The 15,295-nt window shown below is 58.6% G+C and carries 16 protein-coding genes and 1 riboswitch; all 16 genes read left to right on the top strand.

The features are described 5' to 3' along the window. The first annotated feature begins 40 nt into the window (after positions 1-40). Positions 41-221, top strand: a riboswitch (cobalamin riboswitch). Between the two features lie 113 nt (positions 222-334). The 16 genes from CJ260_RS01620 to CJ260_RS01545 are packed head-to-tail and all read left to right on the top strand — an operon-like array spanning position 335 to position 15,277. Next, positions 335-955 (top strand): MotA/TolQ/ExbB proton channel family protein, encoded by a 621-nt coding sequence (locus CJ260_RS01620; RefSeq protein ID WP_095628909.1) that lies wholly within the window; start codon positions 335-337, stop codon positions 953-955. Beyond that, the gene (locus CJ260_RS01615) at positions 952-1,365 is read left to right on the top strand and encodes a biopolymer transporter ExbD (protein WP_095628908.1); all 414 of its coding nucleotides are present in this window, start codon (positions 952-954) and stop codon (positions 1,363-1,365) included. Before CJ260_RS01620 ends, CJ260_RS01615 begins: the two co-directional genes overlap by 4 nt. Beyond that, complete coding sequence (locus CJ260_RS01610; RefSeq protein ID WP_095628907.1) at positions 1,362-2,123, top strand: TonB family protein; 762 nt, start codon at positions 1,362-1,364, stop codon at positions 2,121-2,123. The genes CJ260_RS01615 and CJ260_RS01610 overlap by 4 nt, the downstream gene beginning before the upstream one ends. A gap of 31 nt (positions 2,124-2,154) precedes the next feature. Beyond that, complete coding sequence (locus CJ260_RS01605; RefSeq protein WP_095628906.1) at positions 2,155-4,065, top strand: TonB-dependent siderophore receptor; 1,911 nt, start codon at positions 2,155-2,157, stop codon at positions 4,063-4,065. A 21-nt stretch (positions 4,066-4,086) separates the two neighbouring features. Continuing rightward, positions 4,087-5,061 carry an ABC transporter substrate-binding protein gene (locus CJ260_RS01600; RefSeq protein ID WP_095628905.1) on the top strand — a complete coding sequence of 325 codons (975 nt, stop codon included), beginning with the start codon at positions 4,087-4,089 and terminating at the stop codon, positions 5,059-5,061. Next, positions 5,058-6,050 (top strand): iron ABC transporter permease, encoded by a 993-nt coding sequence (locus tag CJ260_RS01595; protein WP_095628904.1) that lies wholly within the window; start codon positions 5,058-5,060, stop codon positions 6,048-6,050. Before CJ260_RS01600 ends, CJ260_RS01595 begins: the two co-directional genes overlap by 4 nt. Positions 6,051-6,055: 5 nt before the next feature. Next, positions 6,056-6,841: an ABC transporter ATP-binding protein gene (locus tag CJ260_RS01590; protein WP_095628903.1), complete on the top strand. Its 786-nt coding sequence runs from the start codon at positions 6,056-6,058 to the stop codon at positions 6,839-6,841. Between the two features lie 10 nt (positions 6,842-6,851). After that, positions 6,852-7,988: a cobalt-precorrin-5B (C(1))-methyltransferase CbiD gene (gene cbiD / locus CJ260_RS01585; RefSeq protein ID WP_095628902.1), complete on the top strand. Its 1,137-nt coding sequence runs from the start codon at positions 6,852-6,854 to the stop codon at positions 7,986-7,988. Beyond that, positions 7,988-8,689, top strand: coding sequence for a precorrin-2 C(20)-methyltransferase (cobI, locus tag CJ260_RS01580; protein WP_198947369.1), 702 nt, complete (start codon positions 7,988-7,990; stop codon positions 8,687-8,689). Before cbiD ends, cobI begins: the two co-directional genes overlap by 1 nt. A gap of 9 nt (positions 8,690-8,698) precedes the next feature. Further along, the gene (gene cobM, locus CJ260_RS01575; RefSeq protein ID WP_095628900.1) at positions 8,699-9,457 is read left to right on the top strand and encodes a precorrin-4 C(11)-methyltransferase; all 759 of its coding nucleotides are present in this window, start codon (positions 8,699-8,701) and stop codon (positions 9,455-9,457) included. 48 nt (positions 9,458-9,505) lie between these two features. Then, the gene (locus CJ260_RS01570) at positions 9,506-10,570 is read left to right on the top strand and encodes a cobalt-precorrin 5A hydrolase (RefSeq protein ID WP_095628899.1); all 1,065 of its coding nucleotides are present in this window, start codon (positions 9,506-9,508) and stop codon (positions 10,568-10,570) included. Beyond that, the gene (cobJ, locus tag CJ260_RS01565) at positions 10,567-11,298 is read left to right on the top strand and encodes a precorrin-3B C(17)-methyltransferase (protein ID WP_095628898.1); all 732 of its coding nucleotides are present in this window, start codon (positions 10,567-10,569) and stop codon (positions 11,296-11,298) included. Before CJ260_RS01570 ends, cobJ begins: the two co-directional genes overlap by 4 nt. After that, the gene (gene cobK, locus CJ260_RS01560) at positions 11,295-12,059 is read left to right on the top strand and encodes a precorrin-6A reductase (RefSeq protein ID WP_095628897.1); all 765 of its coding nucleotides are present in this window, start codon (positions 11,295-11,297) and stop codon (positions 12,057-12,059) included. Before cobJ ends, cobK begins: the two co-directional genes overlap by 4 nt. Then, entirely contained in the window at positions 12,056-13,270 is a 1,215-nt protein-coding gene (gene cbiE / locus CJ260_RS01555) for a precorrin-6y C5,15-methyltransferase (decarboxylating) subunit CbiE (protein ID WP_095628896.1), read from the top strand. Before cobK ends, cbiE begins: the two co-directional genes overlap by 4 nt. Beyond that, positions 13,267-14,655, top strand: a complete 1,389-nt coding sequence (locus tag CJ260_RS01550; RefSeq protein ID WP_198947364.1) for a cobyrinate a,c-diamide synthase — start codon at positions 13,267-13,269, stop codon at positions 14,653-14,655. Before cbiE ends, CJ260_RS01550 begins: the two co-directional genes overlap by 4 nt. After that, positions 14,645-15,277: a precorrin-8X methylmutase gene (locus tag CJ260_RS01545; protein ID WP_095628895.1), complete on the top strand. Its 633-nt coding sequence runs from the start codon at positions 14,645-14,647 to the stop codon at positions 15,275-15,277. Before CJ260_RS01550 ends, CJ260_RS01545 begins: the two co-directional genes overlap by 11 nt. Positions 15,278-15,295 lie beyond the last annotated feature (18 nt).

Genomic DNA, 15,295 nt, shown 5'->3' with positions numbered 1-15,295 from the left:
ATTGACAGGCCCTAGGGGGCATGCTATAGTTAATTGAAATCTATTTATATGCAGGTCAGGTGTCGCAGACTTAATAGAGAAGTCCGGTGAAACTCCGGCGCGGTCCCGCCGCTGTAATGAGGAGCGACGCTGCAATATGTCACTGTACCCCATAGGTATGGGAAGGCGCAGCGGAGCGATGAATCCGAGCCAGAAGAACTGCCTGACTGATAATCACCGATAGACCTGCGAGCGATGGGAATGGAGATTCAATGGTGCGCGAATAGCCGTGAGGGATATCCCTGCGGCTTTTTTTTATTTAGGAAACGGTGACGGCATTGCCGGGGAGGGAGATATGGAATCCATAGCAGAAGGCCTGCAGTTGTTTCAAAGGGGCGGCATCGTCATGTACGCCCTGCTGGCCTGTTCGTTGTTTGTCGTGTACGTAGGTGTCGAGCGGTGGCTCTTTTATCAGCGCATGGACGCCGGGAAGGCTTTTGCCCAGCAATTTTACACGTACATGAAATTGAAAAAATATGACGAAGCCTGTGAAGCGGCCCGTCGGGGGCGGGGCGGTCTGGCTTTGATTTTGTCCGACGCCTTCGCTTGCGACGACGAGCGGCGCGGCGCCTTTGTCGAAGTGCAGTCTGGCGTATTGCTGGCCAAGCTGCGCAGCCGCTTGTATTATTTGAGCGTCATTGTCACCATGGCTCCCTTGCTGGGGCTTCTCGGGACGATCAGCGGCATGATTACGTCGTTCAGCATTTTCAACGTCGAATCGGGGCAGGCTATCGCCATTACGGGCGGCGTCGGCGAGGCTCTCGTGGCGACGGCCTTCGGGTTGTGCGTAGCCATTTTGGCTCTGGCCGTTCATGCCTATTTTACGCAGCGCCTGGACCGCATCATCACGGATATGGAACTGTGTTTTTCTGCTCTTGAGCTGATGCCGCGCAAGGAACGGGAGCGAGTATCATGAGACTGCGGGACAGACGGCAATTTACGAAGCCGGAGGTCATGATTATCCCCATGATCGACATCATGTTTTTCCTCCTGGTTTTCTTTATGATCAGCACGCTGTACATGGTCGACTTGAAGACCGTCGGCGTCGATTTGCCCCAGGCCGTCCATGCCGAGGCTCAGACGAAGGTCAACTACGTCGTGACGATGAAAAAAGACGGGACGCTATGGCTGGAAGATAAGAAAATCAGCCGCGGTGATTTAGTGCGGCAGGCTGCCGAAGCGCAGCGCCGCAGCGGGCAGTTTTCCGTCGTCATCCGAGCCGATCAAGGATTGGATTACGGACAAGTCATGGCCCTGCTCGATGAGCTGAAGGGTGCAGGCGTTACCCATTTCGGCCTGGCTGCGGAAAGCGGCGGTGCGAAGTGAGGCGCGAGGACAAGGATAAGCGGCTGGCTCTGTTCGTTTCGCTGGCCGTCCATGGGGCGCTGTTCGTCGTGCTGGCGGCGGCTGGCGTGTTCACCTTTATCCAGACCCGTTCCCAGGCCGAGCCAATCGACGTGACGGTGTACAATGAAGATTCGATGAACAACCTGCCGAAACTGGGCGGCGGAGACGGCGGCCCGACATATGACGCGCCGGCCAGCCCGATGCCGGCCATCGACGAGTCCTATACCGAAGAGGTGCAGGAACAGCGGGAAGTGCAGAAGATCATGGCCGAGACGGGCGTCGACGCTGCCCAGGCTAAGGAAATCGCGGCGGCTCATAGGACGCAATCTGCGGCTGGGCAAGGCCCTTCGTCTGAAGGACAAGGCCGCGATGCAGGGCAGGGAACGTCCGGTTCGGGGAGTGAATCCGGCTCCAGCGGAAGTGCTGCCGGTGTTCCCGGCGGCGACGGACTGCGGCCGGCGACGAAAGCCCGCCTCGTATCGGTACCCGACGTGAATTCCTATTATCCGGAAGAACTGCGGCGGAAAAATATCGGCGGAACCGTGACGGTTCACATCGTCGTCAGCGCGGACGGCTCCGTTGCCAGCGCGTCGGTTTCTGCTTCGTCGGGATATGCGGCCATGGACGAGGCGGCCGTGCAGATCGCCTACGGCTGCGTGTACGAACCGGCGCAGAACAGCTACGGTCAGGCTGTAGCTTCGGAAAGAGAGCTGAATATTCCCTTTCAAATACGTTAATGGTACTATATAGTATATAAGGAGCACATATATGACATCACATAAAACACTGCTTTCGCTGATCTGTCTGTCGCTGGCAGGGAGCGTATCTGTCGGCGCGGCGGCGGAGGAAGCAGACACGGATACGATCGTCGTGACGGCTGACCGCTATCAGCCGGTGCTGACGGCTCAGGCGTTGCAGGAAAAACAGTCGAACACGGCGGTTATTACGGCAGAAGATTTGGAACGAAATCAATACATCGACGTGCAGACGGCGCTGGAACAGGTCAACGGCGTTACCGTGACGGAACAGGTGCCGGGAACGTCGGCTTATATCCGCCTGAACGGCGACGACCGGGTTCTCGTCCTCGTCGACGGTCAGCCTATTACGAATCCTCAAAGCGCCGCCTATGGCCGCGGTACCGTTGATTTGCAGACCTTGCCCGGCATCGATCATATCGAACGGATTGAAGTGACCAAGGGCAGCGGGTCCGTCCGCTACGGTAGCGGCGCTGTCGGCGGCGTCGTCAACATCATTACGAAACGAGGCGGCCAAAACCGGACGACGCTGGACGTCAATACGGGCTCGTGGGGAACGCATAATTACTCCTTGACGACGAGCGGCTCCAGCGGCAATACGTCATGGTACGTCACGGGCAGCCTGGGCCATCGGAAGTATTACCAGTTCAACGACGACGGATACGATACGGATGAAAGCCGCGGCGATTACAATAAGGATTCCCTGACGGCCCGCATCGACCAGAAACTGAACGACAGCAGCTCCTTGACTTTTTGGGCCACCCATACGAATTTTCAGGGCCATGGCTCGACCTTCGACGACTCCGATGAACAGCCGGGTTTGCAGACGATTACGGCCAACAAGCGGATTGAGCGGCTGAACAACAACTACAGTCTTACGTATACCTTTGGCGAAGACGGCGATACACCGGGCTTTATCCGCTATTTCAATAACTATTCCAAAAATCTTTGGACCTACCATTTCCATTCCCGCTACCAGGGTGTGCAGGCTGAAAACAGCTGGAAACTGGGCGATCATAACGTATTGACGGCCGGCGTAGAATGGACGAAGGATGAAGGGACCAATGCCGAAGCAGGGTATGTAGATAAAGAACGAACAAATCGAGCTTTATACTTGGAGAATGTCATGACTTTTGGCAAATTGAATGTTACGCCGGGTATTAGATTAGATGATAACAGCGAGTTCGGCTTCCACAAGACGCCGCGCATCGCTATGAATTATCAACCTAATGAAAAATGGAATGTCTATGCCAACTGGAGCCGTGTCTTTGCTGCGCCGAAACTGAATGACTTGTATTATTATTTAGAAACACTAAAAGAAAATGAAGATGGTAGTTCTTATATTAAAACTTCGTATGGAAATTCTGACTTAGATGCCGAAACAGGATATACACAGAATATTGGCGTTTCTTACCAATACGATGAAAAGACTTTATTTAACGTGAATTTCTTCCGCAGCAGCTTGACCAACGCGATTCGCTGGGATAGAGGAAAGATAGAATCCTACGTACGCAATTTAGATAAAGAAAAGAAGACCGGCATAGAATTTTCTATGAATAAGACTATCAACGACAAGTGGGATTATGAATTAGGATATTCTTATATTCATACGAAAATTGACGAAGGCAAAGGATTACATAAAGACGAATCGTTCAACCGCCCCAACGGCTACCATGCAGGCCTGCATTTCCACAACAAGGCTTGGAAGGTCAATATGACCATGAACGCCGGCACGGGCCGCGACGACGATTACTACATGCATGGCTCCTACGTAACGTGGGATCTCGGCGTAAGCTATGACGTTACGAAAGATTTTACCGTATACGCCCAGGTGAATAACCTGACCAACGAAGGGTACGACATGTACCACGATTACCCGTCGGCCGGGCGGTTCTGGCTGGCCGGGGCGAAATACAGCTTTTAACCAATGACAGGAGGGGATAGGATGCATACGAAACGGTGGTTCCTTTGGGCCGGTCTGTGTTTGTACTTGTTTGCCCTGTTTGCCGCCGGCTGCGCGCCGCAGAACGCCGCGACGGCCCAAGAAAGAGATCAGGCCGACGGAGCCTATGCCGTTATTACGGACGATATGGGCCGGAACGTACGGCTGGCAGAGAAGCCGCAGCGCGTCGTCGTCCTGTCTACGTCCTTATTGAATATGGCCGACGCCCTCGACGGTGAGCTGGCCGGCCGGGCGACGGTCAAGGCCGAAGACGCTGAGCTGCCTGAGCGATATGCAGCGGTGCCAGACGTAGGGCCCGTGTATAACGTGAGCGTCGAGAAAATCATCGAGCTCCAGCCCGATCTAGTCATAGCCAGCGAGGTGCAGCACCAAAAACTGGTGTCCTTGCTGGAGCAGAACGGCATTCCCGTCATCGCCCTGCGCAGCAAGACCTATGACGACGTAAAGCGGAATTTAGCCGTCTTCGGGACGATTTACGGCAAGAAAGAGGCGGCCGAGGCTCGGGCGGCGGAAATGGATGAGGCCATAGAGGCCATCGTCGCCAAAGCGCCGCAGGATCATAAAAAGGTCGCTATCATCCACGCGACGCCCAGCTCGGTGACGGTACAGCTCGAAACCAGCATTGCCGGCTGCGCGGCCAAAATGCTTCATCTGGACAACGTCGCCGACGATACCCAAACCAGCGGAACGATGGAAAAGGTTCCCTACAGCATGGAAGCGCTGGCGGAAAAGGATCCCGACATTATCTTCTTCACCTCTATGGGGCCGGCGGAAAAAATAGAAGAGCGGATTCGTCAGGATGTCATGTCGAATCCGGCTTGGGCGACGCTGCGGGCTGTGAAGGCAGGAAAGGTATACGTTTTGCCTGAACGGTACTTCCTCCTGAATCCCGGTCTCGACTATCCCGACGCCGTAGCCTACATGGCCAGGCTCGCCTATCCGGAGGTCTTCTCATGATCAGGCCGCGCAACCGTCTGGCTTGGCGCTGGTTCATGCTGGTTGTTTTTGCGGCGGCGGCCCTTATTGGTATCGTCGCTTCTGTCGCCCAGGGGGCGGCGGTGATTCCGCCTAGTCAGGTGCTTTCTATTTTATGGAACCCGACGGCCCAGACGGCGGATCAAATCGTGTGGAACCTGCGCCTGCCCAGGGCGCTGACGGGGGCCATGGTCGGGTCGAATCTGGCCGTAGCCGGAGCTATCTTGCAGGCGGTTATGCGCAATCCCTTGGCAGACCCCCATATTATCGGCATTTCTGCCGGTGCAGGCATTACGGGCATCGTCGTCCTCGTCCTGTTTCCGGCCATGACCTATCTCATGACGCCCGTGGCGTTTCTCGGGGCGATGGCGGCGGCCGGAGCGATTTATGCCCTGGCCTGGAAAAACGGCATCAAGCCGGTGCGGATTATTTTGGCCGGCGTAGCCGTTTCGGCCTTTTTGAGCGCCGGCATTTCGGGGATTCTCGTATTTTACAGCGACAGGGTGCACGGTGCGCTGTTGTGGATGGTCGGCGGTTTTTCGGCGGCTAGCTGGAATGAAGCGGCTGTCGTCGCGCCGTACTGGTGTGCCGGCTTGCTGCTGGCTCTGATCGGCGCTTATTACCTCAACGTCCTGCAGCTCGGCGACGACATGGCCCGGGCTCTGGGACTGAATATCGAGCTGGCCCGGGTGCTGCTCACGGCGGTGGCCGCCTTATTGGCCGCCAGCTCGGTCAGCGTAGCCGGCCTGCTGGGCTTTGTCGGTCTCGTCGTGCCGCACATGGTGCGCCTTCTCGTCGGCACGAATTATAGCTATATCATTCCCGGCTCGGCCTTGCTGGGCATGGCCGTCGTGACGCTGAGCGATACGCTGGCCCGAGTGCTCTTTGCGCCGGTCGAACTGCCGGCGGGCCTGATCATGGCTTTCATAGGCGCGCCGTTCTTTTTATTTCTCCTGCGGAAGGAAGTGTGACAGCGATGGATTACGCCGTTTCGGCAGAGCATCTGTCCCTTTCCCTGGGAGGCAGGGATATCCTGCGCGATGTTACCGTTTTTATTGAAAAGGGCAGCGTCACGGCCGTCGTCGGACCCAACGGCTGCGGCAAGAGTACGCTCCTCAAGGCCATGAGCCGCATGCTGCGGCCGGACAAGGGGACGATTGCCATTTTCGGACGGGACATCACGTCCTTCAGCAGGCGGGAGCTGGCCCGTCATATCGCCGTGCTGCCTCAGCTGCATCAGGCTCCCGACGACATGACGGTCCGCGAATTGGCGCGCATGGGGCGGTTTCCCTATCGGACGTTTTACCGCCCGGCGTCGCCGAAGGACGAATTGTATGTGGAAAAGGCCCTGCACGCCGTCCGGCTGGAAGACAAGGCTGACGCCGTAGTTCAGCAGTTATCGGGCGGCGAGCAGCAGCGCGTTTGGCTGGCTATGCTCTTGGCCCAGCGGTCGTCCATTTTGTATTTAGATGAGCCGACGACGTATTTGGACATGCGTCATCAGCTGCACATGATGCGCCTGCTGAACCATATAAACGAAAAGTTAGGACTGACCATCGTCGTCGTCCTTCACGATATGAATCAGGCTCTGCAGTACACGCAGCAGGCCATCGTCATGAAAGACGGAGAAATCGTCTGCACAGGACGTACAGCCGACGTGCTGACGCCGGATCTGATGCGCCGCGTCTTCGGTGTACAGGCCGAGCTGGTTCAGATGTCAGACGGCCGCAGGGCTTTAATCCCCCTGGGATTGGAACGATAAGGAGGGGCCTATGGATTTATTTTCCGTAACAGGCGGCAAAAAGCTGCGCTGCGGCTATACGACGGGCTCCTGCGCCGCTGCGGCGGCGAAAGCGGCGGCCCGCATGGCTCTGACGGGAGAGGCCGCAGCCGCCGTATCGATTACCACGCCGAGGGGCGTCGTGCTGACCTTGGAAATACAAGACAGCACCATGCGGCCCGGCAAGGCGCGCTGCGCTGTCGTCAAGGACGGCGGCGACGACCCGGATATCACGAACGGCCTGCTCGTCTATGCCGACGTGGCCTTAACGGCGCAGGGCGTGGCTATTCGCGGCGGCGAGGGTGTCGGCACGGTGACGAAAGCCGGCCTTGCCTGCCCTGTAGGCGAATGGGCTATCAATCCCGTACCGCGCCGCATGATTTGCCAGGCTCTGGAAGATGTAGGGACAGCCTGCGGCTATGGCGGCGGCTTTGCCGTGACGATTTCCATTCCCGGCGGCGAAGAGGTAGCGAAGAAGACTTTCAATCCCCGTCTGGGCATCGTCGGCGGCTTATCCATCTTAGGGACGACGGGCATCGTCGAGCCCATGAGCGAGAAAGCTCTCGTCGATACGATACGACTGGAAATGGATTCCCGCAAGGCTGCCGGCGACAGGCATGTGCTGGCCTTCTTCGGAAACTACGGCGTCGATTTCAGCCGCAGCCGGCTGGGCGTTGACGTGTCCAGGCGGGTGACGATCAGCAACTACGTCGGAGAGCTTCTGGACTACGGCCTGTACTGCGGCTTTGAGGACATCCTGCTCATCGGCCATCTGGGCAAGCTGGTCAAGGTAGCCCAAGGTATTATGAACACGCATTCGTCCTATGCCGACGGGCGCACGTCTTTCCTGGCGCTGGCGGCTATGCTGTGCGGTGCGTCCCGAAAGACAGGACGGGCCGTATACGACGCCGTGACGACGGACGAAGCCATGCGCATCCTGACGCAGGAAGGGCTGCGGGAGGCCGTCATGGCCTTTACGTGTCAAAAGATAGAATATTACATGGAGCAGCGCGTTCATGGCGAAGTGCAGACCGGCGCCGTTATATTTTCTAATACGTACGGTGTTCTGGGCTGTACGAGCCGGGCGAGGAAGCTGCTTTTACATCATACGACAAGGGAGATACCATGATGAAGGGAACCTTATATTGCATCGGCGTCGGGCCGGGCGACCCGGAGCTCATTACGGTCAAGGCGTTAAAACGAATTCAAGTCTGCCCGGTACTGGCTGCTCCGCAGGGACGGGCCGGCGTAGGGACGGCCAAGGACATTCTGCTGCAGGCCGTCGCCGCGATGGCCGACGTAGATTTGCAGGGAAAAGACATATTGAACATCGATTTCCCCATGACCCGTGATGAAGCCGCTCTGGCTCAAGCCCATGCAGACGGCGCGGCGGCGCTGGAAGCAAAATTGGCGGCCGGACTGGACGTGGCGCTCATTACGCTGGGCTGCCCGACGATCTACGCGTCAAGCCTGTACGTCCAGCGCATCGTCGAGAAACACGGTTACAAGACGGAAATCATCCCCGGCGTGCCCAGCTTCTGCGCCGCCGCGGCCCGATTGGGACGGCCCTTGTGCGAAAAGGACGAAACGCTGACGATCATTCCCGGAAATCGGAGCGACCGCTGGGAATTGCTGGCCATGGACGGAAGCAAGGTCGTCATGAAGCCGGCGGGGCCGCTGGCTGATTTGAAACAGGATTTGGCCGCCGCCGGCAGGCTGGATGCCGCGTCTATGGTCGAGCGGTGCGGCATGGCTGGGGAGAAGATATATACGTCGCTGAAGGACGCAGAAGACGGGCCGTATTTTTCCGTCGTTCTGGTCAAGGAATAGGAGGCTGCCATGGTACATTTCGTCGGCGCCGGACCAGGCGCGCCCGACTTGATCACCTTGCGGGGAAAATCCCTGCTGGAACAGGCCGATGTCATTATTTACGCCGGATCTCTGGTGAATCCGGCTCTTTTGGAGTATGCTAAAGAGGGATGCGTCGTGAAAAACAGCGCATCCATGACCTTGGAAGAGGTCATTTCTGTCATGGAACAAGCCGAGGCGGAAGGAAAGGTCACGGTCCGCCTGCATACGGGCGACCCGTCCGTATACGGAGCGATCCGCGAGCAGATGGATATCCTGGCGGAGAAGGGAATCGCCTTCGACGTCGTGCCCGGCGTCAGCTCCTTCTGTGCAGCGGCGGCGGCTCTGCAGGCCGAATACACCCTGCCCGGCGTAAGCCAGTCCGTCGTCATCACGCGCATGGAAGGGCGTACGCCTGTGCCGGACCGGCAGAAAATCGCCGATTATGCCGCCCACCAGGCGACGATGGTCATTTTCCTCAGCGCCGGCTTGCTGGAAGGACTGCAGGAGGAGCTGCAGAAAGGCGGATACGACGGACAGACGCCGGCAGCGATCGTCTACAAGGCGTCGTGGCCGGAAGAACGGGTCTGCCGCTGCACCGTCGCCACGCTGGCTGAGACGGCTAAAGCGCAGGGCATCGATAAGACGGCCCTCATCCTCGTCGGCGAGTTTCTCGGCAGCGCCTATGACAGAAGCTTATTATATGATCCTGCGTTTACCCACGGGTATCGCCAAGGAAAGAGGAAATAAGGCGGCCCGGATACGGCAAGGTATGCCCGTACGAGGAGGCAGATTGGTATGGAAGCAGTCGTTTTTTCATTTACCGCCGCGGGGACGGCGCTGAGCTTGCGCATCGGCCCCGTATTATCTGAATTGGGATTCGTCGTAACCCATGAAACGATGAATAAATTTATTCCTATGAACCCGGCTGTGCTGCGGCCCTTTCCCCTGAATGTAGCTGAAAGTGTCCGCCTGGCTTTCCGCAACGCCGAGGCCCTCGTCTTCGTCGGCGCGGCAGGCATCGCCGTGCGCTCTGTCGCTCCGCAGCTGCGGGGCAAGGAGAAGGATCCGGCCGTGCTGGTCGTCGACGAAAAAGGGGAATACGTTGTTCCCCTGCTGTCCGGCCATATCGGCGGGGCGAACAACATCGCCCGCTATCTGGCGAAGGGATTAGGCGGCCATGCCGTCATCACGACGGCGACGGACGTCAACAATCTCTTTGCCGTCGACGAATGGGCGGCAGTGCAGGGACTGCGCTTGTCGTCTCTGACCGACGCCAAGGCCTTCGCCGCGGCTCTTCTCGAACGGGGACAGGCTGGCTTGTACAGCGACTTTCCCTTAGGCGGCGATGTGCCGGCCAGTCTGGTGCAGGCCGAACAGGGCCCGGCAGGTCTAGCTGTTACGGTAAAGGACGAATGCCATCCCTTCGCCGTGACCGTCGTAGCCCGCCCGCCGATCCTGCACATCGGTGTAGGCTGCCGCCGCGGCGCGAGCGCCGATTTCATCGCCCGCCGCGTCGGCGAGGATATGGAACAGCTCCACCTGAGCTGGGATGCCGTAGCCGATGTCAGCACGATTGATATAAAGAAGGACGAAGTAGGTATTACGGAATTTGCCCGGGCACGCCATCTGCCGGTGCGCTACTATACGGCGCGGCAGCTCAACGACGCGCCGGGAAAATTTATTTCGTCAGGCTTTGTGCGGCGCGTCGTCGGTACGGATAACGTCTGCGAACGGGCTGCCGTCTTATCCAGCCATGGCGGCCGGCTGCTGCTGGAAAAATCGGGCCGCGACGGCGTAACTGTAGCCATTGCCTGCGAAGAATACGTCGTCCAGTTCGGCAAGAAGGAGGACAAGGTATGAAGCATACGGTGTATGTCGTCGGTATCGGGCCGGGCGGCCCTGCCGGCATGACGGCCGAGGCTCGTCAGGTGCTGGACCGCTGCGACTGCATTATTGGATACACTACGTATATTGGACTGATAAAAGAAGAGTACTCTCATAAAGAGCTGTTAGATACGGGGATGACGAAGGAAGCCGACCGCTGCCGCTTGGTCATAGACAAGGCCCGCGAAGGCAAGACGGTGGCCCTCGTTTCCAGCGGTGACGCCGGCGTGTACGGCATGGCCGGCATCATGCATGAAATGGCGGCGGACTGCGATGACATCGACGTCGTCGTCGTGGCCGGCGTGACGGCGGCCTGCTCGGGAGCGGCTCTGCTGGGCGCGCCTCTGACACACGATGTCTGCCTCATTTCCCTCAGCGACTTGCTCACGCCCTGGGAGGTCATTGAAAAGCGCCTGCGCTGCGCCGCTGAAGGCGATTTCGTCATCGTCCTGTACAATCCGGCCAGCAAAAAACGGGCCGGCTACCTGCGCAAGGCCTGTCAGATTATCCTGCCTTATCGGCCGGGAAATACGCCGGCCGGCATCGTCCGCCATATCGGCCGCGACGGCGAGACGGCGGAAATCACGACGCTGACACAGCTGCAGGACATGGTGCTGGATATGTTTTCCACTGTCTTTATCGGCAACAGCCAGACCAAAGTGCTGAAGGAGAAGATGGTGACGCCGCGCGGGTACGTCCTGTGACGGCCGTCTGGATTGCCGGCGGCACGACGGAAGGTCGGCTGCTGGCGGAATACGCGGCGGGACTGCCCCTGACGGTATATGTGTCCGTCGCGACGGCTTACGGCGCGGCCCTATTGCCTAAGGCTGATAATATCCGCGTCGTCACGCGGCGCATGGACCGGCAGGCTATGATTTCCTTTCTGAGAGCGTATCATATCCGGCTGGCCGTCGACGCGACCCATCCCTATGCTGCTGCAGTGACAGATAACATACAAGCCGCCTGTCGGGAAGGGAGGGTTCCTTATTGCCGCGTCATCCGGCCCTGTACGGAACATGACGGCGTCGTCACGGTCGACTCGATGGAAGAGGCAGCGGACATGCTGAGCCATACGACGGGAAGGATATTCCTGACGACAGGCAGCAAGGATTTGGATATCTTCTCCGCCGTTCCCGATTACAGGGAGCGCATGTATCTGCGCATTCTGCCCCTGCCGTCGTCTCTGGAGCGGGCGCTGAATCTGGGCTACGACCCGGCCCATATGATCTGCATGCAGGGCCCCTTTTCGGCTGACCTGAACGCCGCTATGTTTGCCCAGACCCGGGCGGCCTATGTCGTCACCAAGGACTCAGGGCAGGCCGGCGGCTATGGCGAAAAGGAAGAAGGAGCCCGTCGGGCCGGCGCCGTCCTTATCGTCGTGAAGCGGACGGCGGAAAGGGGAATTTCATTGGAAGACGTAATAAAACGGCTGCGGCAGGCAGCTTGCGGGGAGGAAAGGGCATGAAGGTATACATCGTCGGCATGGGGCCGGGACATCCTGATTTTTTGACGATACAGGGGAAACGGGCTGTCGAAGAAAGCCGGGTTATCTTGGGCGACAGGCGCATGACTGAGGCCTTTTCCTCCTTGGGAAAGAACATAATTTCAACGTATAAACCGTCGGAAATACGGCGCGTCCTAGCGTCTATGGAAGACGGAGACGGGCCGGCGGCCGTCGTTGTGTCCGGCGACGTCGGCTTTTTTAGTTTAGGTCGGCTGCTGACAGACATTCCGGGCTGTACGGTCATATCTTGCCCGGGCATCAGCAGCCTCGCGTATTTTGCCGCCAAGGTGCGGACGCCATGGCACGACGCATACTGCGTCAGCCGGCATGGCCGCCGGGAGTCCGTCGCCGCCGCCGTATACGGCCATCAAAAGGTATTCTGCCTGACAGGCGGCAGCGATACAGTATCTCTGATTTGCCGGGAGCTGTGTCAGGCCGGCTTAGGCCATGTCCGCGTCGATGTTGGACAGAATTTATCCTATGAAGACGAGCAAATTCTGTCCGGCACGGCGGAAGAGATGGCGGCGCAGGATATTGGCGGCCTGGCCGTCATGATGATATACAACGATCATCCCTTGCCGACGACGACGCCTGTCCACGGCCTGCCCGACGACGCCTTTGTCCGCAGCGGCGCACCTATGACCAAGCGTTCTGTCCGGGCTGTCGCCATTTCCCATCTGGCGCCGCAGGCCGGCGACTGCGTGTACGATATCGGATCCGGTACGGGGTCCTGCACGGTCGAGCTGGCTCGCCAGACTCCTTTTGGACATGTATTCGCCTTTGAAATCGACGAAGAGGCCTTATCCCTGGTGCAGGAAAACTGCCGCCGCTTCGCCGTGGAAAACGTTTCCATCGTCCCGGGCGACGCCGCCGAAACGATGGAGCCTATTCCAGCGCCGGACTGCGCCTTTATCGGCGGCACGAAGGGAAAGATGACGGATATCCTGGACGGCATATACGGAAAAAACGCGGCCTGCCGCATCGTCATGACGGCTATTACCATCGAGACGCTGGCTGATATTACGGCTTATTATAAAGAAAAGAAACGGTATACGCTGGATATTACGCAGCTCAGCGCAGCCGAGAGCCGGCGCGTCGGCCCGTACCACATGATGACGGGGCAAAATCCCGTCTATATCCTGACGGCGCTGCCGAAGGAGGGACGCCTATGAAGGAGACGAGGACGCCGCGGCTGATGATTGCCGCCCCTAAAAGCGGCGGCGGCAAAACGACCATCGTCTGCGCGCTTCTGCGGGCCCTGCAGAAGATGGGATTGACGGCGGCAGCTTTTAAGAGCGGCCCCGATTACATCGACCCCTTATTTCACAGCCGCGTCCTCCAGACAGCGTCTCATACTCTGGATTTGTTTTTATTCGGAAGAGGCGGGCAGGGGGCGGCGACGGCCCGCTATCTGCTGGCCTCAGGCAGCGACGGCGCAGATATCGCCGTATTGGAAGGAGCCATGGGCTATTACGACGGCGTCGGCACGACGAGCGAGGCCAGTGCTTATGATTTGGCTAAGGTCACGAATACGCCCGTCGTCCTCGTCGTCGACGGCTCCGGCGCGGGACTGTCCCTGGCGGCTCAAATCAAGGGGACGGCGGCCTTCCGGCGGGACAGCCGGATTGCCGGGTTTATCGTCAATCACGTCAAGCCCGGCGTGTACGCCTACTTTAAGGACGCGTGGGAGAAAGAGACAGGACTGACCGCCTTCGGCTGTTTTCCCGACATGGCCGGCTGCGCCTTTGCCAGCCGCCATTTAGGATTGGTCACAGCCGGGGAGATTGAAGATTTCCGAAGTAAAATAGACGCGCTGGCCGAGCAGGCAATGCAGTCTGTCGATATGGACGCTCTCGTATCCCTGGCCCGGTCAGCGCAGCCTTTGCCGTACGAAGTGCCTGTGCTGGAGCCGGCAGGGCCTGCCCGCATCGCTGTGGCCAGGGACGAAGCCTTCTGCTTTTATTATGAAGACAGCCTGACCTTGCTGAAGCAGCTGGGAGCGGAGCTGGTATATTTTAGCCCTCTCCACGACGAAGGGCTGCCTGACTGCGACGGCGTCTACCTTGGCGGCGGCTATCCAGAGCTCTACGCAGAAGCCTTAGCAGACAACGCCGCGATGAAGGACAATTTAAAACGGGCCTTGTCGGGTTGCATGCCCTGCGTTGCCGAATGCGGCGGCTTTATGTACCTGTTGGAAGAATTTTCCGCAGGAGAGCAATCCGTTTCCTTGTGCGGCGTCCTGCCGGGAAGTTCGAAGATGACGGATCACCTGACCCGATTCGGCTACGTCACGCTGACGGCCGAAGAGGATACAATGCTCTGCCGCCGCGGCGATACCATCTGCGCCCACGAATTTCATTATTCCGACAGCACGGACAACGGCGCTGCCTTTACGGCCCGAAAGGCGTCGGGAAGGCGGTCGTGGCCCTGCGGGCGCAGCGAAGGCCGCATTGTCGCGGCGTATCCGCACATTCATTTCTGGAGCAATCCGGACTGGGCCCGCCGGTTCGTCGCCGCATGCCGTACGTACAGGGAGGAACGCCATCATGAAGATTGAACATATTTTGCCGGCTGACATCGAACGGCGCAGCATGGAAATTATCGAAGAAGAACTGGGAGAAATCTGCCTGCCGCCTATGGAAAAGGACGTTATTAAGCGGGTTATCCATACCAGCGCCGATTTCGAGTACGCCCGGACGCTGCGTTTCAGCGATGCCGCTGTGGAGCGGGGATTGGCTGCGTTGCGGCAAGGCTGTACTATTGTGACCGATACGAACATGGCCTGCACGGGCATCAGCCAGGCCGCCCTCGACAAGCTGGGGTGCCGCAAGGTCTGCTTTATGGCCGACGCCGACGTAGCTGCCGAAGCAAAGGCCAAGGGGACGACGCGGGCCGCTGCCTGCATGGACAAGGCCTGCCGTCTCGAGGGGCCGGTCATCATCGCCGTCGGCAACGCACCGACGGCCCTCATCCGCCTTCACGAACTCATGGAGCAGGGAAAGATACGGCCGGAACTCGTCATCGCCGTCCCCGTAGGCTTCGTCAATGTCGTCTATGCCAAGGAGCTCATCATGGCCGATAGCGCGCCTTATATCGCCGCTAAAGGCCGCAAGGGCGGCAGCAACGTTGCCGCGGCGATCTGCAACGCCCTGCTGTACAAGCTGACGCGGAATGCTTAACTTTATTAATATCTGTAC

This window comes from Megasphaera sp. ASD88 (assembly GCF_002287425.1).
Taxonomy (GTDB): Bacteria; Bacillota; Negativicutes; order Veillonellales; family Megasphaeraceae; genus Megasphaera; species Megasphaera stantonii.
Note: the sequence above shows the minus strand (reverse complement) of the source record. Positions and strands in the feature narration are given on the sequence as shown.